General features: G+C 66.7%; 19 protein-coding genes. 8 read left to right on the top strand and 11 right to left on the bottom strand.

The window, feature by feature from the left end; genetic code table 11:
• Window positions 1-44: 44 nt before the first annotated feature.
• Complete coding sequence (locus RHOSA_RS23815; protein WP_037256691.1) at window positions 45-227, top strand: DUF1192 family protein; 183 nt, start codon at window positions 45-47, stop codon at window positions 225-227.
• Between the two features lie 140 nt (window positions 228-367).
• Here RHOSA_RS23815 and RHOSA_RS0119275 read toward each other — a convergent pair whose 3' ends face one another.
• From RHOSA_RS0119275 to RHOSA_RS0119265, 3 genes are all read right to left on the bottom strand, one after another.
• On the bottom strand, window positions 368-1,498 hold the full coding sequence (locus RHOSA_RS0119275; RefSeq protein WP_027289938.1) for a DUF2336 domain-containing protein: 1,131 nt from the start codon (window positions 1,496-1,498) through the stop codon (window positions 368-370).
• Window positions 1,499-2,003: 505 nt separating this feature from the next.
• The gene (locus RHOSA_RS0119270; RefSeq protein WP_037259226.1) at window positions 2,004-2,486 is read right to left on the bottom strand and encodes a peroxiredoxin; all 483 of its coding nucleotides are present in this window, start codon (window positions 2,484-2,486) and stop codon (window positions 2,004-2,006) included.
• Window positions 2,487-2,693: 207 nt separating this feature from the next.
• Window positions 2,694-4,880 carry a protein-disulfide reductase DsbD family protein gene (locus tag RHOSA_RS0119265; RefSeq protein ID WP_437123681.1) on the bottom strand — a complete coding sequence of 729 codons (2,187 nt, stop codon included), beginning with the start codon at window positions 4,878-4,880 and terminating at the stop codon, window positions 2,694-2,696.
• A gap of 282 nt (window positions 4,881-5,162) precedes the next feature.
• Between RHOSA_RS0119265 and RHOSA_RS0119260 the strand changes: the two genes are divergently transcribed.
• Entirely contained in the window at window positions 5,163-5,759 is a 597-nt protein-coding gene (locus RHOSA_RS0119260; RefSeq protein ID WP_027289935.1) for a YqgE/AlgH family protein, read from the top strand.
• A 117-nt stretch (window positions 5,760-5,876) separates the two neighbouring features.
• Here RHOSA_RS0119260 and RHOSA_RS0119255 read toward each other — a convergent pair whose 3' ends face one another.
• The 4 genes from RHOSA_RS0119255 to thrC form a co-directional block, all read right to left on the bottom strand.
• Complete coding sequence (locus RHOSA_RS0119255) at window positions 5,877-6,116, bottom strand: hypothetical protein (protein ID WP_027289934.1); 240 nt, start codon at window positions 6,114-6,116, stop codon at window positions 5,877-5,879.
• Between the two features lie 216 nt (window positions 6,117-6,332).
• Window positions 6,333-6,914, bottom strand: coding sequence for a GNAT family N-acetyltransferase (locus RHOSA_RS0119250; RefSeq protein WP_027289933.1), 582 nt, complete (start codon window positions 6,912-6,914; stop codon window positions 6,333-6,335).
• Between the two features lie 49 nt (window positions 6,915-6,963).
• Window positions 6,964-8,232 (bottom strand): M16 family metallopeptidase, encoded by a 1,269-nt coding sequence (locus tag RHOSA_RS0119245; RefSeq protein WP_037256688.1) that lies wholly within the window; start codon window positions 8,230-8,232, stop codon window positions 6,964-6,966.
• Window positions 8,233-8,316: 84 nt separating this feature from the next.
• Entirely contained in the window at window positions 8,317-9,747 is a 1,431-nt protein-coding gene (thrC, locus tag RHOSA_RS0119240; RefSeq protein ID WP_027289931.1) for a threonine synthase, read from the bottom strand.
• A gap of 199 nt (window positions 9,748-9,946) precedes the next feature.
• On the opposite strand from thrC, the gene dusA reads away from it, so the two are divergent.
• Window positions 9,947-11,005: a tRNA dihydrouridine(20/20a) synthase DusA gene (gene dusA / locus RHOSA_RS0119235; protein WP_081728873.1), complete on the top strand. Its 1,059-nt coding sequence runs from the start codon at window positions 9,947-9,949 to the stop codon at window positions 11,003-11,005.
• Window positions 11,006-11,083: 78 nt separating this feature from the next.
• Entirely contained in the window at window positions 11,084-11,869 is a 786-nt protein-coding gene (locus RHOSA_RS23810) for a DUF1499 domain-containing protein (RefSeq protein WP_037256686.1), read from the top strand.
• 1 nt (window position 11,870) lies between these two features.
• Here the strand turns inward: RHOSA_RS23810 and RHOSA_RS0119225 are convergent, their stop codons facing one another.
• The gene (locus RHOSA_RS0119225; protein ID WP_081728872.1) at window positions 11,871-12,548 is read right to left on the bottom strand and encodes a CPBP family intramembrane glutamic endopeptidase; all 678 of its coding nucleotides are present in this window, start codon (window positions 12,546-12,548) and stop codon (window positions 11,871-11,873) included.
• A gap of 181 nt (window positions 12,549-12,729) precedes the next feature.
• Between RHOSA_RS0119225 and RHOSA_RS0119220 the strand changes: the two genes are divergently transcribed.
• On the top strand, window positions 12,730-13,125 hold the full coding sequence (locus RHOSA_RS0119220; protein ID WP_027289928.1) for a DUF6165 family protein: 396 nt from the start codon (window positions 12,730-12,732) through the stop codon (window positions 13,123-13,125).
• Between the two features lie 18 nt (window positions 13,126-13,143).
• Here the strand turns inward: RHOSA_RS0119220 and RHOSA_RS0119215 are convergent, their stop codons facing one another.
• Complete coding sequence (locus tag RHOSA_RS0119215) at window positions 13,144-13,581, bottom strand: Rrf2 family transcriptional regulator (protein WP_027289927.1); 438 nt, start codon at window positions 13,579-13,581, stop codon at window positions 13,144-13,146.
• A gap of 97 nt (window positions 13,582-13,678) precedes the next feature.
• On the opposite strand from RHOSA_RS0119215, the gene RHOSA_RS23805 reads away from it, so the two are divergent.
• The 3 genes from RHOSA_RS23805 to RHOSA_RS24530 all read left to right on the top strand — a co-directional run bounded on the left by RHOSA_RS23805 (window position 13,679) and on the right by RHOSA_RS24530 (window position 16,331).
• A complete protein-coding gene (locus RHOSA_RS23805; protein WP_156092860.1) occupies window positions 13,679-14,281 on the top strand; it encodes a MarR family winged helix-turn-helix transcriptional regulator in 603 nt (200 codons plus the stop codon).
• A 321-nt stretch (window positions 14,282-14,602) separates the two neighbouring features.
• The gene (locus tag RHOSA_RS0119205; protein WP_027289926.1) at window positions 14,603-15,310 is read left to right on the top strand and encodes a LuxR C-terminal-related transcriptional regulator; all 708 of its coding nucleotides are present in this window, start codon (window positions 14,603-14,605) and stop codon (window positions 15,308-15,310) included.
• Between the two features lie 226 nt (window positions 15,311-15,536).
• Window positions 15,537-16,331, top strand: a complete 795-nt coding sequence (locus RHOSA_RS24530) for a response regulator transcription factor (RefSeq protein WP_027289925.1) — start codon at window positions 15,537-15,539, stop codon at window positions 16,329-16,331.
• A 48-nt stretch (window positions 16,332-16,379) separates the two neighbouring features.
• On the opposite strand, the gene RHOSA_RS0119195 is transcribed toward RHOSA_RS24530, so the two are convergent.
• Together RHOSA_RS0119195 and RHOSA_RS0119190 are read right to left on the bottom strand one after the other, a co-directional pair.
• Complete coding sequence (locus RHOSA_RS0119195) at window positions 16,380-17,462, bottom strand: tartrate dehydrogenase (protein WP_037259218.1); 1,083 nt, start codon at window positions 17,460-17,462, stop codon at window positions 16,380-16,382.
• On the bottom strand, window positions 17,459-18,622 hold the full coding sequence (locus RHOSA_RS0119190; protein ID WP_081728871.1) for a DegT/DnrJ/EryC1/StrS family aminotransferase: 1,164 nt from the start codon (window positions 18,620-18,622) through the stop codon (window positions 17,459-17,461). The genes RHOSA_RS0119195 and RHOSA_RS0119190 overlap by 4 nt, the downstream gene beginning before the upstream one ends.
• Between the last annotated feature and the right edge of the window lie 30 nt (window positions 18,623-18,652).

Here is an 18,652-nt window from a genome sequence, read left to right as displayed (position 1 = left end):
CCGAGGGCAAGCGCCAGCGCGGTCGAGACGACAGGAGACAGGCCATGCGTGATGACGAGGAGCCGAGCGTCCGGCTGGATCAACCGCGACCGCTCAATGATTTGTCGGTCGAGGAACTGGATGCCTACGCCGGCAAGCTGGAACGGGAACTGGACCAAGTCCGCGAGGTCGCCCAGCGCAAGCGCGCCTACATGCAGGGGGCGGAGAGCCTGTTCAAGAGCGACTAGCCGCCCGACACCCCAGCCGTGTGGCGGCGGGACCGTTGCGCGCGGCATTATGGGGCTATGCGCCGGGCAAGAACGACGTCCACGCCGAAAACCCCTATCTGGAGGGGCCTCGACGCGGATTTGCAATGTTCTGAAGTCGTTTACCAGGCGCTGGCGGTGGTCTTGGACAGGCCGCTCAAGACCGCTGCGAGGGAATCCCCAGTGATGGCCGGATAGCTCGCGCGGATGTTGTTGATTGCCTTCGCCCGGAAGGCATCGTCGAGCGCACGGCCACTTTTCAGATAAGGCTGGGCTGCCGAACAGGCCGCGTTAAAGGCATTGAACAGACGCTCGGCGATCCCGGCCTCGCGGTAGAGGCCGCTGCGGGCAAAGGCATCGCCGGCTTCTATTTTGCGGGCCGCGTCTTCGTAAGCATCGCCGGCCCGCGCCGCCAGGCCGTGCACAAACAGCGTAAATTGGCCTTCCAGCAGCACCCGCAGCAACAGCCGGTCGGTCAGCTTGCCGCTTTGCACCAGCGTGTTCACGGTCTCCGCGGGGTCGTCGCTTTCCTTGCCAGCGAGCACGACGTGCAGCGCGGCTTCCTCGCCCAGCGCCATGACATTGTCGCGCACCGCCGCCGAGAGGTCCTGACGTTGCAGCAACTCGCGCCGCAGATCCTCGCTGGCACAGTTGACGAGCGCCACCAGGACCCGGGGCGGCAGTTGCCGGTTCAGCAGTCCGCGATGCACGTCCTCGCTGTTTCGGAAGCGCGACAGCGCCCAGCCCAGCGAGCGTTTGGCGATCTCGGCCCCGTCGTTGTTCAGTAGGTGCGTTACCGTGGCCTGGTCGCCCTGTTCGATCAGCGCTCCGCTGACCCGCTGGCTGACCTGGTCGCGCTGGCTGATCACCTGGAGCTTCTCAGCCTCGGCATACTCGATGATCGCGATGAGGTCGTTGTCCGACAGGGTCTGGGCGTACCGCAGCACCGGCACGGCGACTTCGGAAACGTCGCAGGCCAGTTCCCGCGCCCAGGTCTCCGGAAGGGCGGGGGAGTGCGCGAGTTCGGAGGCAACCGCCGCGCGTACCGCGGTCGCCGTGTCGTAGATCAGCATTTCCAGGATGTTCAGCGCGAGCTGGCTTTCGGACTCCGACAGGTGGCCCGAATTCAGCCCACTGGCCACATCGCGCGCTGTCTGCGCTCGGGCGGCGGCCCCGGGGGCCTCTCGCAGATTTTCAAGATGCCGCGCAAGCAGCCTGCGCGCTTCCTGCGGTGAGACTGGCTTGTCGGCCACCGCCTCTCTCCCTTCCTCGGCCAGCCAAGCTGACACCGGTTCCCAGCAACTCAGTACGAAATGACGGTACTGTGAATGCGCTGAAAAAGCAACTAGCAATAGTATTGTCAAAGAGAGGTTAAGAACAGCGAAGGCTTGCCTTGAATGCAGGGTTATTTTTGTTAATTATTTATTTACCGTTTGGCGGGTCGACGGGAGATTCAGCGCTAGACTCATGTTTGGCGCCGTGATCGCGCAAGGGTGCAGAAATCATCAGGTCGAATAAGAAAAGCGGCCCGACGCCTTGCTTGTGCGCACCATCAAACAAGAGCCGAGGGACGTGCGGTCAATCAAAAAATTCAGCGTGCCTAAAACGTAACCGCCCCTTGGTCCCTGGATCGCCAAGCGGCGGAGCTTCGGGGACCAAGGGGCGTTGGTAGGCTGCGCGCAGTCGTATTTGCCGGCCTTATCCGTCTTGGCCTGCGGAACTGGCCAGCAGACGTCCGGCGATCAATCGCTGTGGGGGCTACAGCTCCGCGAGCAGTTTGTCGGCGTTGGTGACCTCGACGGAGCCTGGGCTGTCCTCGACGTTCAGAGCCTTGACCACGCCGTTGTCGACCAGCATCGCGAAGCGCTTGCACCGGGTGCCGAGGCCGGCGCCACTGCCGTCGAATTCCAGGCCCATTTTCTGCGTCAGTTCCGCATTGCCGTCCGACAGCAGGGTCACGCTGTCACCGACGTTGCTATGCTCGCCCCAGGCCTTGAGGACGAAGGGGTCGTTCACCGACATGCAGGCGACCTCATCCACGCCCTTGTCGTGGAATTGCTTGGCCTTCTCGACAAAGCCCGGCAGGTGCTCGTTCGAGCAGGTTGGGGTGTAGGCGCCGGGCACGCCGATCAGCGCCACCTTGCGTCCCTTGAAGAAGTCTTTCGCGGTGACCTCGTCGATGCCGTCCTGGCCCAGCTTACGCAGGGTCGCGTCTGGAAGCTCGTCACCCACTTTGATCATCTCATTCATCCCCTTTGCTTCGATGGCTTTCCGGCCGGCGTGCGGCCGTCGTCGGTGGGTCGCCAGCGGCTATGCGCCAGAAACCGCACCGGAGGGTCGGGTATCTGGCGCTAACATAGGAGAGCCCTGGACCCACGAAAAGGTCGGTCCGGCGGTCTTTTGGATAGGGGCGTGGCCGTCGCGGACAGTCGCAGGCATCACGGCCGTTCAGCGCGCGGCAGTCTGTTGGTCCTTCGCCTGGGCGATCGCATCCATCACCGCGGATTTGCTGAGCAATTCGGGCAGCACGAGGCCGTCCGGTGCCCCCGGACCATAGACCGCATTGAATGGGATGCCGTACCGCCCGAAACTGGCGAGATAGTTGGCGATCCGGTCGGACGGCTCGGTCCAGTCGCCACGCATGCGCACGACCTGTGGCTGATTCAGGCGTTGCTGCACCCGATCGCTATCGATCACCAGCTTCTTGTTGACCTGGCAGGTGATACACCAGTCGGCGGTCACATCGACGAACACCACCTTGCCGTCATCGACCATTCGATCGATCGCCGCCACGTCCAGCGGGCGCCAGTCGGCACTGTCCTGTTGCGCGGCGCCGGCCTTATCGCGGTTGCCGGCATCCGTGGACCCAGGCAGGGCGACGGGCGCGGCGAAAGCCGCCAGGGCCAGCATCGCCGCCCCGGCCGGGACCGCCTTGCGCAGCGTCCCGGCCAGTTTCAGGCGCAGCGCGATCAGCCCGCCCAGGGCGATCATCAATCCAGTGACGACCAGTGCGGTGACCTGTCCGTCCTGCGCGGCCAGCACGGTCAGCAGCCAGACGGCCGTGCCCGCCAGCGCGACGCCTAGGATACGACGTACCGTGACCATCCACTGCCCGGGGCGCGGCAGGCTCGCCGCCAGCGACGGGACGGCGGCGACCGCCAGGTAGGGCAGTGCTAACCCGATTCCGAGTGCCAGGAAGATCGCCAGGATTTCCAGCAACCCACGCGACAGCGCGAAGCCGATCGCCGTGCCCAGGAACGGAGCGGAACAAGGGGTCGCCAGCAGGGTCGCGAACATGCCGGTGGCGAAATGGCCGGCCAGTCCTTCGCGGTGGCTGGGATCGCCCGCACCGCTGCCGGCGCGCGCCAGCGCGTCGTTGAGGCGGCCGGGCAGGCGTACCTCGAACAGGCCGAACAGGTTGCAGGCGAACAGCGTCAGGATCAGCGTCAGCGCCACCAGGAACAGCGGTTGCTGGAACTGCACGCCCCAGCCCACCGCCATGCCGGCGGCCTTGAGCGCTGCCGCGCCCGCGGCCAGCAGCAGGAAGCACGCGACGATCCCTGCCGCGGAGGCGAGGAAGGACTGGCGCACGTGCCGGCGCTCCCGGCCGCCCTGGCCGACGACGCTGAGTAGCTTCAGCGACAGCACGGGCAGCACGCACGGCATCAGGTTCAGAACCAGCCCGCCCAGCACCGCGAGCCCCAGGATGCCGACGAAGTCGGTGGGGCTGACCCCCGGGCCGCTCCAACTGAGCCCGCCGCCGTTCGAGGCGGCCGGCGCTCCGGGCGCACCGGCGCCGATCTCCTCGCCCAGCGTGAGCTCACGCTCCAGCCCGCGATTGCCGTCGAACAGCGTGATCGTCACCGTTTTGCCGGCAAGCGTGCCTTCGGCCAGCTTGCCGCGTTGCCCGGTCAGCCGCAGCACGGCGTCCCGGCCGTCTGCGGTCAACGTCACCTCCGGCTTGGCGAACTTGGTCTCCGGCAGTCCCTCGACGACCGCGTCCGGCGCTTCGAACGGCGGTTGGGCGCTGGCCGTCAGCTCGAGCACGGGTTGCTTGCTGTCGGCCACCAGGTCGACAGCGGTGAGCGCGAGGCCGGCGGCCGCCCCTTCTCCCGGCACCTGGGATCGGAATCGGTCGATCAGGTGCGCTTGCTGGCTGGGACCGCCGGTGTCTGCGGGCAGCGTCATCGCCAGCGTTGCCTTACGCGGGACGCAGATTTCCGCGCAGGTCAGGTAGTCGAGCTTGGCGTGCACCCGCACCGGCTTGGCAGGGTCCTTGGCGACCGCGTCGACCGGCAGCACGACCTCCCCGCCGTAGCCGAAGGTCTGCAGCCCGAACAGTTGAAAGCGGTGCGGCACCGGCCAGCGGATTTCGGCATCGGCGAGATTCTCCGAACCGCTCCAGTCGACCTGCGGCGGGTAGCCGGCTTCCCCCGGAGAGCGCCAGTAGATCTTCCACCCCTTGGCCATGTTGAACTGCAGGCCGAGCCGGAGGTCGCTCTGGCCACCGGTTCCCTGGCTGGCCGAGATCAGGCGCACGCGGCCTTGTTCGTTGTTGGCCCAATCGCTGCTGGCGGCTGCGACTGGTGCCGCGCAGGCCAGCCACGCGGCGGCGACTGCCAGTAGCGCCAACACGCTGGCGTGTGGCCGCGTCTGGCGGCTGATGGCTCTCCCGTTCGAGGCTGCGGGCGTTTTGGTGTACGGACGTGCGAACAAGGGTGTCTCAGCAGGCGTTAAACTCGTGGCGATAGCGCCTATATAGGATGATTGGAGCCCGCCGTCAGGTCACGATGCCGTGGCCTTGCGTCGCCCCGAAAGTGCATCACCTGACACCTTGCGGCCCGTGGTTGGAGGGCGCAAGCTGACGGTGCGGCGGACGGATCTGAGGGGCCAACAGTCACGGACGGACGTCGAGCGATGACGGATAGCAAGACCAGCGCGAACAACGTCGAAAGCAGCGAGAACAGCCTGGCGGGTCATCTGCTGGTGGCCATGCCGAACATGAGCGATCCGCGTTTCGAACGTGCGGTGATCTACGTTTGCGCCCACGGCGAAGACGGAGCCATGGGACTGATGATCAACAAGTTGGTCGACCAGATCACCTTTCCGGAGATGCTGGAACAACTCGGTATCGACAATGCCGACGTCTCGGACCAGATCCGCGTTCACTTTGGGGGGCCGGTCGAAACCGGCCGGGGATTCGTTCTGCACTCCACCGACTATCGCCAGGACAGCTCGATGGAGGTGGATTCCCAGATCGCGCTGACGGCGACCGTCGATATCCTGCGCGACATGGCTGGCGGGCAGGGGCCGCGGCGCAGCCTGCTGGCGCTCGGCTATGCCGGCTGGGGTCCCGGTCAGCTCGACCAGGAGATTCAGGCGAACGGCTGGCTGCACGTTGATCCGGACGAACAGCTGATCTTCGACACCGACCTGGAAGACAAGTGGCAGCGGGCGATCGGCAAGCTTGGCTTCGACCCGTTCAGCCTCACCGGCCATTTCGGCCACGCCTAGCGCGTCGCGTTATATGGTGGATTGACGCTCTCGGCAGCCGCACGTTTGCCGGGCGCATGTGGTGCATCGGGCCTTTGGTTCAGGTCCGTGGTGTGCCGGTTGCGGTACGCGTTGCGTTTAGTGCCGTTTCTGGCTCGGAAAGGCCTCGGCGTACATCAGGTCGATCAGGCAATCTGGACCGGTACCTGTGCAGCGTGGACAGGCACGCATGACTTCCCCGACGACGTCGCTGGCCAGGTCCTGCACGCGCCCACAGGCAGGCATGGCGATCTGCGTGCCCTGCGGGAACAGTTCCGCGTGTTGAGGATCTTCCGGGTCGTTTTCATCGGCCATCGGGGTCAGGAATATCTTGTTCATTATCTTAGGTTATCTTTTCGGCCGCTTCTGTATAACGCCCCTTGTCAGGTAACATAGACGATGCCAGAACTGGAAATGAAAACAAGCATTGTCCCTGTTGTTTAGGTTGGGACAACTTTAGGTCATTGTCGTGACCCAAACGGGTAAGCGTGCAAAAGAATAAGTTTGGCAGAGAGCCTCAATCCAAAGGTGTGACTTCTAAGGCTTCTGGGTGTTTCAACGTGTATCGTGACGCAAGATGGCGAACAGTACGTGATCTTGCCAGATGCCATTGATACGCAAATATTCGCGGGCATAACCCTCTTCCGTGAAGCCGGCCTTGGCGAGTAGCCCGCGCGAAGCGTTGTTGGCGGGAAGACAGGCCGCTTCGACGCGGTGTAGGCCCAACGTCTCGAAGCTGAACGAGAGCACGGCTTGCAGCGCCTCTGCCATGTAACCGTGACGGGCAAAGGGTTGGCCGATCCAGTATCCCAGGCTGGCCGATTGCGCCACGCCGCGGCGGATGTTCGACATCGACACCCCGCCGAGCAGGTGATCGTCCTGCTTGCGGAAGATCAGGAAGGCATAGCCGGTTTCGTTGCGCATCTCCGTGCGGTACTGCTGCAGGCGCCGGCGAAAGGCAGCACGCGATAGGGCGTCGTACGGCCAGGTCGGCTCCCACGGTTCCAGGAAGTCGCGGCTGTCCCGGCGCAGCGCGGCCCAGGCGCGCCAGTCGCTGTGCCGGGCGGGCCGCAGGTAGATGCGGCCGTAGCGCAGCAACGGTTCCTCGGGCGTACCCGGTTTCAACAGGGACAGCATCAGGCCACCATCGCCACAGGGTTGCCGTGCCTCCTCTCCCCGCTGGCGTTCAGGCCGCGAACCGCTTGGCCACGGTTTCGAACGGTTCGACCTGCGCCACCGGGCCCAGGCTGGTCAGGGTCGGTCGGCTCGCCGCTAGCCGCGCGGCCAGCCGCTGGACCTGCGGTGCGTCGACCGCTTCGATGGCGTTGACGATTTCTTGTGTCGCCAGTGGGCGGCCATACACCAGCAGGTTATTGGCCAGTTGCTCGCAGCGCCCGCTGGTGCTCTCCCGACTCATCAGGATGGAGGCCTTCAGCTGCGCCCGCGCGCGGTCCAGTTCCTCGGCGCCGATGGTGTGCGCGACGTCGGCAATCTCTTCGCAGACCACCGGCATCAGCTCGGCGACCTCGTCCGCACCGGTGCCGGCATAGACACCGAACAGCCCGCTGTCGCTGGCGGCGTTGTGGAAGGAGAACACCGTGTAGACCAGGCCGCGCTCCTCGCGCAGCTTCTGGAACAGGCGCGAGGACATGCCACCGCCCAATAGCGTCGCCAACACCGCGCTGGCGTAGTAGTCCGGGTCGCGGTAGCCGACGCCGGGCAAGCCCAGGATCACGTGGACCTGCTCCAACTCCCGCGCTTCGCGGTAGTCGCCGCCGACGTAGGATGCAGGCTCCGCCGATCCGGCCGCGACCTGGCCAAGACCGTCGAACGCCTTGGCGGCCAGCTCGACGAAGGCGTCATGATCGATCTTGCCGGCCGCCGAGATCACCATGTTCCCCGCACCGTAGTGCCGCTGCATGTAGCTGCGCAGGTCTTCGGGGCCGAGCTCGGCGATGATCTCCGGCCGACCCAGCACCGGGCGGCCGACCCCTTGGTCGGGGAAGGCGGTCTCCTGGAAGTGATCGAAGATGATGTCGTCGGGCGTGTCATGCGCCTGCCCGATCTCCTGCAGGATCACCTGCCGTTCGCGCTTCAGTTCCTGTTCGTCGAACGCGGGGTTGAGCAGGATGTCGGAGATGATGTCGAGCGCGAGCGGCGCGTGCTCCTTCAGCACCTTGGCATAGAACGCGGTGCTTTCCCGGCCGGTATAGGCGTTCAGCAGGCCGCCGACCGCTTCGATCTCCTCGGCGATGTCGCGCGCGCTGCGTGTTGCGGTGCCCTTGAAGGCCATGTGTTCAAGCAGGTGGGCAACGCCATTCTCCGCAGCCCGTTCGTGGCGGGTGCCCACACCGACGAAGGCGCCGAGCGCCACCGTCTCGACGTGCGGGATGTGGTCGGTGGCAATCGTTAGCCCGTTGTCGAGGCGCGTGATGCGCACGCTGTCGTCGGTCATGAAGCTCCTTCGCAAAGGCGGGTCGCAGGCCGCGCCGATGGCAAGCGGGCCTGCGGGGTTGGTGACGATAGGTGAATCTATGCGCTAACAGCCGACGCGGGAAGCTGCCGTGTCGCCGCCCGCCCGGCGGCTGACCGCGCGCACATGCGTTTCAACGCGCGCCAGCTCGTTCGGCAGGGTGGTATAGTGTTCCGGCCGGTCGTACAGGTCGGCCAGCCGGTCTGGCAAGGACGGGCGCTGGCCGGTCGCCTGTGCCACGGCGTCCGGGAACTTCGCCGGGTGCGCGGTCGCCAGGGCCACGGTGGGGACGTGCGGGTCCGGCCGGCGTGCCCGTGCGGCAGCCAGGCCGATCGCGCTGTGCGGATCGATCAGCAGGCCCGTGTTGGCGTACTGCCGCGCCACCTCCTCCAGCGTGCCGGGATCGTTCAGGCGGAATCCGTCGAAGCCGGCACGCGCCCGGCCCAGTTGGCCCTGCGACAGCGCGAAGGCGCCGGTCTGCTTGAACTGCTGCATCTCCCGCGCGACCGCATGGCCGTCGCCGTCCATCAGCTCGTACAGCAGCCGCTCGAAGTTGCTGGATACCTGGATGTCCATCGACGGCGAATGGGTGGCGACCACGCCCTGCGTCTCCATGCGCCCCGTCTCGAAAAAGCGGGTCAGGATGTCGTTGGCGTTGGAGGCGACGGTCAGCATCTCGATCGGCACGCCCATCTTGCGCGCGGCGTGCCCGGCGAAGACGTTGCCGAAGTTGCCGGTCGGCACGGCGAAACTCACCGGGCGGTCCGGCGCGCCGAGCGCAACGGCGCTGGTCACGTAGTAGACCGTTTGCGCCAGGATGCGGGCGAAGTTGATCGAGTTGACGGCCGCCAACCCGACGTCGCGGCGGAAGTCTTCGTCGGCGAACATCGCCTTCACCAACGCCTGGCAGTCGTCGAACGTGCCTTCGACCGCCACGTTGTGGACGTTGGCCGCGTCCACCGTGGTCATCTGCCGGCGCTGCACCTCGCTGGTCCGGCCTTTGGGGTGCAGGATCACGATGTCGACGTTGTCGCGGTCGCGGCAGGCCTCGATCGCCGCGGAGCCGGTGTCGCCGCTGGTCGCGCCGACGATGGTGATCCGCTCGCCGCGTGCGGCCAGCACATGGTCGAACAGATCGCCCAGGAGCTGCATCGCCACGTCCTTGAAGGCGAGCGTCGGGCCGTGGAACAGCTCCAGCAGCCAAGTGCCCTCGTCGATCTGTGTCAGCGGACAGGTGCCCGTGCGCGCGAACCGGCCGTAGGCTTCGCGGCACAGTCGGTCGATCGCCTCCACCGCCGCGGAGCCGGCCATGAACGGGCGCATCACCTCGGCCGCGACCTCGGCATAGGGGCGGCCGGCAAAGCCAAGCAGCCTGTCGCGGTCCAGCTGTGGCCAATGGTCTGGCAGGTAGAGCCCGCCGTCCGGCGCCAGGCCGGTCAGCAGCACGTCGTCGAAGCCAAGCGTGGGAGCGTCGCCGCGGGTGGACTGATAGCGCAAGGGAGGTCTTCGTTTGTGTCAGGCGGGGTTAATATCCCGGCGATTGCTTGGCGCCGGGGTGCTCGGTGCACTCTAGCTGCGCGGTCGGCGCCGGAGCAACGCACCTGTCTGCGCTCGGTGCTTGTGCGCGTTCGCAACCGCCGAGCCCGGTGCCCAAGGCTTGTACCGCGTGGGCTTAAACGCTACCTCGACAGGCACCATGACCGTGTCCGCCGAGCATAGCGTTAAGCCCTTGTCCGCACGTCCGCCGTTAGACCGCCGGCTGTCGGTGGCGCCGATGATGGACTGCACGGATCGGCACTATCGCTATCTGGTCCGGCAGATCTCCCGGCACACGCTACTGTACAGCGAGATGGTGACCACCGGGGCCGTGCTGCACGGCCCGCGCGAACGGCTGCTGGGGTTCGATGGGATCGAGCATCCGATCGCCCTGCAATTGGGGGGCAGCGACGCCGACGAGCTCGCGCGGTCCGCAGAGATCGCTCAAGCCTGGGGGTATGACGAGGTTAACCTGAACGTCGGCTGCCCGTCCGACCGGGTGCAGACCGGGCGGTTCGGGGCTTGTCTGCTGAAGGAGCCGGAGACGGTGCGCGCCGCATGTGCGGCGATGCGCAGCGCGTGCGACCTGCCGGTCACGGTCAAGACACGGATCGGCGTCGACGACCTCGACAGCTACGCGCATCTGCTCGCGTTCGTCGACCACGTCGCGTCGGCCGGCGTGACCTCGTTCACGCTGCACGCCCGCAAGGCCTGGCTGCAGGGTTTGAGCCCGAAGGAGAACCGCGAGGTGCCGCCGCTCGACTACGCCCGGGTGCATAGGCTGAAGGCCGACCGGCCGCAGCTCGAGATCATTTTGAACGGGGGGCTTCAGACTTTGGCGCGGGCGCGTGCGGAGGTCGACGCCGGCATTGACGGCGCGATGATCGGCCGTGCGGCTTATGGCGATCCCTGGATGCTGGCTGAGGCTGATCCCTGGCTCGCCGGCACCCCGGCACCGAGTGCGGATCGCCGGCAGGTGGTCGACGCCATGGTCGCCTACGCCCGGCGGATGCAGGCGGCGGACGTGCAGGTCAAGCGTGTTGCCCAGCACATGCTGGGCTTGGCCAGCGGCTTACCGGGCGCGCGCCACTTCCGCCGCTATTTAAGCGAGCACACCCGGGCCGACGATGCCCCGCCCGAGCGGATCGCCGAGGCCTGGGACCTTGTCGAGGCTGCGAGGGCCCGCGCCGAGGCCAAGCGCGCGGAAGCCGCCGCTTGAGACACTGGTAGAGCGCGGCGGCGGTAGAGCGTGGCGGCGAATTTTCCCTTCCATAGACTGATCTTCCGGACCTGATCCATGTCTCAGCCCGACGATTCCGCCTACCACAACCCGCGACGCGTTCATGTCGCGGGGTTCCTGATCTTCCTGGGCGCGGCGGTGGTCGTCCTGGCAGGGCTCGCGGCGGCGTTCTCGGGGCTGGGGAGCCGGTGGGATTGGTGGCGCTTCCAGGCGGGCTTCACCATCCTGCAGTGGTCGGTGGTCGCATGCGCCGGTGGCACGGTCGCGAGCCTGATCGGCCTGTTGAGCGCGGCGCTGCAGCGGGAAGGTCGGCTTGCCCTGCGTGCGGTACCGGCCATTCTGGTCGGTCTGGCGATCCTCGCTTACCCGCTGTCCCTGCTGGAGCAGGCAAGCAGTGTCCCGGCGATCCACGACATCACCACCGACACGCAAACGCCGCCGCAGTTCCAGGCCGTGGTCCCCCAGCGTGCGGCGGCGATGAACGAGGTGGCCTATCCGGGCGGCGATACGGCGGCCCGGCAGCAGCAGGCCTATCCCTGGATCACGCCGCTGCTGGTCGACCGGACGCCGCACAGCGTGTTCGAGGCCGCCCGCCGGCAGGTCGAAGCCGAAGGTTGGGCGCTGCACACGGCCGATCGGGCCGCGGGCCGGATCGAGGCGACCGCGACCAGTTTCTGGTTCGGCTTCAAGGACGACATCGTCGTGCGCATCACCGAAACAGACGATGGGCGCACGCGCGTTGATGTCCGCTCGGCAAGCCGGGTCGGGATCTCCGACCTCGGCGTCAACGCCGACCGCGTGCATGCCTTTCTGACCGCGCTCGAAGAGCGGTTGCGGGGGTAGGCTACTGCGGGATCGCCCCGTGGTAGAAATAGACGCCCAGGCCGCTGGTGAAGATCAGTTGACCGGCCAGCGTGTGCAGGACGAACACCAGCGGGAACGAACGGCTGCGGCGGTACACCTCGGCAAAGATCAGACCGCCCAGGAAGGTGAGCGTCAGCGCGATCCAGTTCTGGTAAAACGCGTGGGTGAGCGAGAACACGCCAGCGTTGGCGAGCACCAGGGTAACCGGGCCGGCGAACAGGTCGCCGTAGCGCCGGAAGAACAGCGGGCGGAACAGCAGTTCCTGGCCCAGCACGCTGACCAGCGGATAGAACACCATGACCAGCGCCCAGGTCTCCGGCATGTGGCGCGGCAGGCCGAACAGGCGATACGGGATCAACGCGAACACGAGCGCGAAGATCACGCCCGCCGCCACCACCGTGAATCCCAGGATCAGCCGGCCATGCCCGCGCAGGCTGGAGACTGCGACCAGTTCGCGCCAGCGCCAGCCGGGGGTGATTGCCAGCAGCAGCACGCCGGCCGCCGTCACCACCGCCAGCGGCGCGAACACGCCGAGTATGTCGAAAAAGGCCACGTGGACGATCGGCGCGACCACGAACAGTAGCGACGCCTCCGCCGCGCGCCATGCCCGTGCGGGCAGGCGCGTGTCGGGCGCAACGGCGCGGTCGCTCAGGCTCATGGTTGGTGATCCAGACGCATGCGTTTGATCCGTTCTTGAATCGTACAATGATCTACGACGGTGCTTCTGACTTGGTTCATCAGCGCGGGTGTGTCATGGGCGTATGCAGAAGCCACGCGCGGCACTTGCGCAGCCTGTACGGTTCCGCCGCCAACCGACAATCGAGGAGACAGCCCAGCCGATGAGTGCGTCCGCCATCACCGTCGAGGTCGCCGCCGGAGAACTTCTGGACAAGATCACCATTCTGGAGATCAAGGAAGCCAAGTTCACCGACCCGAGCAAGCTCGCCAACGTCCGGGCGGAATTGGAGACGCTGCGTGCCGCGCGCGACGCCAATTTGCCGTCGAATGCGGGGATCGATCAGGCGGTTGATGGTCTGCGCGCGGTGAACCAACAACTCTGGGACATCGAGGACGAGATCCGCGAGCACGAGCGCAACCAGGATTTTGGTGCGCGCTTCATCGAGCTTGCCCGTGCGGTCTACAAGACGAACGACCGCCGTGCGGACCTGAAGCGCGAGATCAACGACCTGACCGGCTCGCGCCTGAAGGAGGAAAAATCCTACGCGGCCTACTGAGCCGCGCCTTGTTGCCGCCTAGAAGCTGACCCGACGGAATTGGGCGTGGAGGACGTCGGACAGGGTAATCTGGTCGAGTGCGGTGAGCAGGCCCCGCCGCGCCCACTCGACGGTGGTTTCATGGCCATTGAAAGCCCGGTTTTCCAGAGTGCCGGAGGTGGTTCTGTCGCATCCGGCCCGGCGCGCCGACATCTGCTGTGTGTGGGCGGCTTCGATGATCTGGGCGATCGTAATCCCGGAGGGGGGACGCGTGGCGGCGTAGCCGACCCGTGCCGGCTCCAGGTCAATGGTCAGCAGCCGGGCGGCGGTGAGATCGCGCAGAGCGCGGTTAACTCTGGCGTGCGGCAGGTCCAACTCCGCAGCGATCTGCCTGGCGGTGCGGGGTCCGTTGGGGCCCGCCAGTGCGATCAGCGTCATCACGGACAGGGCACAGTGGGACGGTCCATCGAGCACCATGGCGCCGTTTCCTTAGTCCTGCGGATGGTTTAAGTCTAAAACTATCCCAGCGCGTATGCACGTTGTCAATATGGATCGACGCGCGTAGGCTTTGGCCATGGCGAGTCGTCCCACCCGGTCTCCGCGGGCGCTGGCCGCGGCGTTGAAGCATTTAGCCCGTCTCAGCGAGTCGGAGGCTGGCACGGCAGGCTTGACCGCCAACCAGTGGACCGCTCTGCGCTATTTTGCTGAGGCCAACCGCTTTTCCCGGACTGTCTCGGCGTTCGCTGCCTACAATGTGACCACCCGTGGGGCCGCATCGCAGACGGTGAAGGCCCTGGAATCCAAGGGCTATCTGGTCCGCATCAGATTCGGCCGCGACGCGCGCAGTGCCCGTATCGACTTGAGCCAGGCTGGTTGGGCGAAGCTTGCTCAGGACCCGGCGGTTGCGCTGACCGAGGCGTTGACCAACCTGCCCGAGACGCTGCGGGGTCAGATGGATCGGGCGGTCGAGCGGGTTACCTGCTGGGTCGCCGCCGCCCGGCGGCAAAGCGCCTTCGGGACCTGCGCGGCGTGTCGTTATTTACAGGTTAGCGCGGATGCTGCCTCGCGGGCCGGCGGGCACTACTGCCGGGCACTCGCAACCTGGCTCGATGTGGAGGACATGCAGGGCCTGTGCGCGCTGTATGCTCCGGCGCCGGGTATCGGCGGGACGCCCTGAATCCACGCATTTTACGACGATAGGGTTAACGGCCGGCTCGATCGATTGTCAGCCGAAAAGAATGAGTGGCGTAGCTGGGTGCGTTGGAGTTTAGCCGCCCGCGCCGTCGACAGCTAACGCGGGCTTGCCGCAATGATAGCAAGGTGCGCACCGATGCTGCCTGAACCGCGCGCTTCAGGCGGTTAGTTGCGTCTGCCGGATGGCGGATTGGAGGCCTCCGGATCAACGAATGCCCGCGCGGCTCGGGCGCATAATAGAGGGCAGGCAGGAACCCGTGCGGCGCGCTCCACCCGACCCGCCGCGGTATCAAGGATGATCTAGATGGACACGACAGGGAGCCGCCACTTGCGGATCCTTCTGCTGGAGCCGAACCGGCTATGGCGAGAGGGGTTGAGCCGGGTTCTGGAAGATACCGGTTACAACGTGGTTGCCGCCGCAGGCACGTTGGTCGAAGGCCTGGCGGAGATGGCGCGTGGGGGCGAGACGCCAGACATCGTCGTGCTGGACGCCAGCGCGACCGCCGAAGCCCCCGCGACCGAATTCGAGGTTGCGCGCACGCGTTTCCCGGAAACGCGCATCGTCGTGTTTACCGACCCCGAGACCCCAAACGACGCCTTGGCCTGTTTCTTGGCCGGCGCGGATGGGTGTCTGATGAAGAACATCTCCAGTAAGGCGATGGCCGGATGTTTAGATCTGGTCGCGTTGGGTGAGCGGGTGTTTCCGGCCAGCCTGATCGGCGCACTCCTGAAGGATCCCGGGATGGGCAGCAGCCCCACGCCGGTTCCGGAAGTGTACCAAAACCTGGCCGACCCGGCGACGGCGCAGCTATCCAAGCGGGAACGCCAGATCCTGGCCTCCCTCGCGGTTGGCCGGTCGAACAAGCAGATCGCCGAGGAAAACAACCTGACCGAAGCGACCATCAAGGTCCATCTGCGCAACATCCTGCGGAAGATCCACGCCACCAACCGCACCCAGGCCGCGGTATGGGCGATCACGCACAAGGTTTCGGACACTCCCGCAACACAGTGACCGGGGTATCCGCCTGGAGATGCGCCCGAAAGGTTTAATACCTCAAAATCGGTGGACTATGCCAATGCCAGACGGCCTACCGCAGGAAATCTGAGTAGAGTCAGTCTGGGCGCGTTCCGTGAATGGGGCTTGCGTGCCCTGTGAGCGACTGGCGGGCGGGGACCTCGCGTGTCGCGTAGTACCGGGCGAGCAGTACCGGGTGACCGGCCGACAGGAGGTCTGAAGTATGCAATCCCCCCGCCAAGGGACCAATGGCCCGCCCGGGTTGGCGAGCTCTGAGGAGCGTGCGTCGTCTGGGCGGGGCGCGCGGACCGAACCGGCGCGCCGTCGGGACTGGTTCGGCGAGGGTGAACAGCGTCCGCTCGAAATCGTGCTGGTGACGCTGCGCGAGGGGCTGGCGCAGCAAGTTGCGATGAGCCTGCGCCACGACCCCCGGTGCCGCCTGTCGCGCGGCGACCCGGTGCGCACCCTTCAGGGCGCTGGCCCGGATGAGGTCGATGCCGTCATCCTCGACCATGTGCTCTACAACGAAATCTACCTGAACGATCTGAACAGGGCGGCCCGCCGGGCGGTTGTGCTGGCGCTGCTGGAGCGTGCGGAATTGCTCAGCGCAAGTGAATTTTTGGTACGGGCCGATGGGTTTCTGTTCGCCGACGGCCAGGCGGACCATGCGTTCGACGTGATCGCCTGCGCGATGGTGGGCTATTGCGCCATGCCCGGTGAGCTGGGTGTGGGCAACCCCTTCTCCAGCCAGCGTCTGCAGCGGGCCCGGGCGCTGGGCACGCTCGACATGCAGATCCTGCGCATGCTGGGGCGCGGCTGGTCGAACCGGGAAATCGCGCTTGCCGTCGGCATTTCGGAAGCGCGCGTCAAGGCCGCTCTACGGGCACTGCTGCACAAGCTGAGCCTGGCCAACCGGACCGAGGCGGCGGTGTTTTATGTCTATAACCGCGGCATCCTGGACCCGGATTTGCCGGCTGCGTCCGGTTCCGAGAACCAGGGAAGCTCCGAGGTGAGGTGAGGGCGAAGGTAAGTCTCCCCGCGCCCCAACGCCGCCAGTCTCAACCGTTCACGCGTTCGCGCCCTGGATCGCGGCGATCACACGGTCGGTGACGGCACGCGTGGTGGCGTCGCCGCCCAGGTCAGGGGTGAACGCCGCGCCGGTCGCAAGTGTCTGTTCGACGGCGGTGATCAGAGCGTGCGCGGGCTCGCGCTCGCCCAGATGCTCCAGCAGCATTGCCGCGGTCCAGAAGGCGCCGACCGGATTGGCGATGCCCTGGCCCGCGATGTCGAAGCCGCTGCCGTGGATCGGCTCGAACATCGAGGGGTAGGCGCGTTCCGGGTTCAGGTTGGCGGTCGGCGCGACGCCCAGGCTGCCGGTCAAGGCGGCGGCGAGGTCGGACAGGATGTCGGCCTGCAGGTTGGTCGCGACCACCGTGTCGATCGTCGCGGGCTTGAGCACCATGCGCGTGGTCATGGCGTCGACCAGCACCTTGTCGGTGGCGACGTCCGGATAGTCCGCCGCGACGGTCGCGAACACCTCGTCCCACAGCACCATGCCGTGGCGTTGGGCGTTCGACTTGGTCACGCAGGTTAGGTGTTTCGCTGGGCGGTTGCGGGCGATTTCGAAGGCTTGGCGCATCACCCGCTCGACGCCCTTGCGGGTGAACACCGCGACCTCGGTGCCGACTTCTTCCGGGTGGCCCTGATGGACCCGTCCGCCCGCGCCGGCGTATTCGCCCTCGCTGTTCTCGCGCACGATCATCCAGTCGATCGCTTCCGCGCCTGCGGTGCGCAGCGGCGGGGTGATGCCCGGTAGCACGCGCGCCGGGCGAATGTTGGCGTACTGGTCGAACCCCTGACAGATCTTGAGCCGCAGGCCCCACAGCGTCACGTGATCCGGCACCCCCGGGTCGCCGACCGCGCCGAAATAGATGGCATGGGCGTCGCGCAGCTGGTCGAGGCCGTCGGCCGGCATCATCGCCCCGGTTTGCTTGTAGCGGGCGCTGCCCCAGTCGTAGCGGGTCACGTCGAGGGCAAAGCCGCCGTCGCGCGTGGCCAGCGCCTGCAGCACCTCCAGCCCGGCCTCGACGACTTCCGCGCCGATGCCGTCGCCGGGGATGGCGGCGATCCGATAGCGGCGCGCGGTCAACCGGCCACCGCCGCGCACACCGCCTGGGCGACGCGCGTCACCTGGGCCTCCGTCATCTCGGCGGTCAGCGGCAGGCTCAGAACGCGCGCCGCCAGCCGCTCGCTGACCGGTAGGCTGCCGGGGCCGTCGCCGAACGCCTGGTAGGCCGGATGCAGGTGCACGGGCGCATGATAGTAGACGCCCGCCCCGATCTGCTGGTCGGAGAGCGCTTGCTGGATGGCGTCGCGCCGCTCGCTGCGCAGGGTGTAGAGCGCCCAGGCGCTGGTGCAGCCAGGGTCCCGCGGCGCGGGCTCGACGGCCTTCGCCAGCAGGTCGTCGTAGCGTTGGGCAAGCTGCTCGCGGTGCGCCCGCTCGGTCGTCAGATGCGGCAGCTTGGCCAGCAGGATTGCCGCTTGCAGCGTGTCCAGCCGGTTGTTCATGCCGAGTGCGACGGCGGTGCGACTGGCATCCGTGCCGTGGGTGCGCAGCAGTCGTAGTCGCTCGGCCAGCGCGCCGTCGCTGGTCAGGATCGCACCGCCGTCGCCCGCGCACCCGAGCGGCTTGGTCGGGAAGAAGGAGACTGTCGTCGTGGGTGCGAGCGCGCCGACCGCCACGCCTTCGCGTGCGGCGCCCATCGACTGCGCGGCGTCGGCGATCACCAGCAGATCATGATCGTCGGCGACCGATTGCACCCCAGCGTAGTCGGCGGGCAGGCCGTACAGATCGACGGGCAGCACCGCCCGCAGTCTCAGGGTCCCGCTCTTGCGCACCCGCGCCGCTTGCCGGTCGAGGTCGGTTGGATCCAGGTTCGCGGTCGCTTCCAGCACGTCGCAGAACACTGGTGTAGCGCCGGCAAGGCGGACGGCGCCGGCGGTGGCGACATAGGTGAAGGCGGGGACGAACACCGCATCGCCCGGGCCGATCCCGTGGGCCAGCAGGCTCATCACCAGCGCGTCGGTGCCGTTGGCGCAGGCGACGCACGCCGTCGCGCCGGTGCTGCGGCACAGCGCATCTTCCAGCTCGGCGATTTCGGGGCCGTTGACGTAGGCGCCATGCGCCAGCACCGCCGCGACCCGCGCGTCGATCTCCGTCTGCAGGCGTTGGTATTGCCTGCGCGGGTCGAACAGCGGGATTGGCTCGTCGGCGCCGGGGGTGGGCGACATGGTGGCGGAAGGGGGCATGCCAGCAGAACTCGGCCATGCAGGGGACGG

This window comes from Rhodovibrio salinarum DSM 9154 (genome assembly GCF_000515255.1).
Classification (GTDB): Bacteria; Pseudomonadota; Alphaproteobacteria; order Kiloniellales; family Rhodovibrionaceae; genus Rhodovibrio; species Rhodovibrio salinarum.
Note: the sequence above shows the minus strand (reverse complement) of the source record. Positions and strands in the feature narration are given on the sequence as shown.

Coding starts and splice junctions, on each gene's coding strand:
- RHOSA_RS23815 (WP_037256691.1), top strand. CDS start 45: ATGCGTGATGACGAGGAGCCGAGCGTCCGGCTGGATCAACCGCGACCG.
- RHOSA_RS0119270 (WP_037259226.1), bottom strand. CDS start 2,486: ATGATCAAAGTGGGTGACGAGCTTCCAGACGCGACCCTGCGTAAGCTG.
- RHOSA_RS0119260 (WP_027289935.1), top strand. CDS start 5,163: ATGACGGATAGCAAGACCAGCGCGAACAACGTCGAAAGCAGCGAGAAC.
- RHOSA_RS0119255 (WP_027289934.1), bottom strand. CDS start 6,116: ATGAACAAGATATTCCTGACCCCGATGGCCGATGAAAACGACCCGGAA.
- RHOSA_RS0119250 (WP_027289933.1), bottom strand. CDS start 6,914: ATGCTGTCCCTGTTGAAACCGGGTACGCCCGAGGAACCGTTGCTGCGC.
- RHOSA_RS0119245 (WP_037256688.1), bottom strand. CDS start 8,232: ATGACCGACGACAGCGTGCGCATCACGCGCCTCGACAACGGGCTAACG.
- dusA (WP_081728873.1), top strand. CDS start 9,947: ATGACCGTGTCCGCCGAGCATAGCGTTAAGCCCTTGTCCGCACGTCCG.
- RHOSA_RS23810 (WP_037256686.1), top strand. CDS start 11,084: ATGTCTCAGCCCGACGATTCCGCCTACCACAACCCGCGACGCGTTCAT.
- RHOSA_RS0119225 (WP_081728872.1), bottom strand. CDS start 12,548: ATGAGCCTGAGCGACCGCGCCGTTGCGCCCGACACGCGCCTGCCCGCA.
- RHOSA_RS0119220 (WP_027289928.1), top strand. CDS start 12,730: ATGAGTGCGTCCGCCATCACCGTCGAGGTCGCCGCCGGAGAACTTCTG.
- RHOSA_RS0119215 (WP_027289927.1), bottom strand. CDS start 13,581: ATGGTGCTCGATGGACCGTCCCACTGTGCCCTGTCCGTGATGACGCTG.
- RHOSA_RS23805 (WP_156092860.1), top strand. CDS start 13,679: ATGGCGAGTCGTCCCACCCGGTCTCCGCGGGCGCTGGCCGCGGCGTTG.
- RHOSA_RS0119205 (WP_027289926.1), top strand. CDS start 14,603: ATGGACACGACAGGGAGCCGCCACTTGCGGATCCTTCTGCTGGAGCCG.
- RHOSA_RS24530 (WP_027289925.1), top strand. CDS start 15,537: ATGCAATCCCCCCGCCAAGGGACCAATGGCCCGCCCGGGTTGGCGAGC.
- RHOSA_RS0119190 (WP_081728871.1), bottom strand. CDS start 18,622: ATGCCCCCTTCCGCCACCATGTCGCCCACCCCCGGCGCCGACGAGCCA.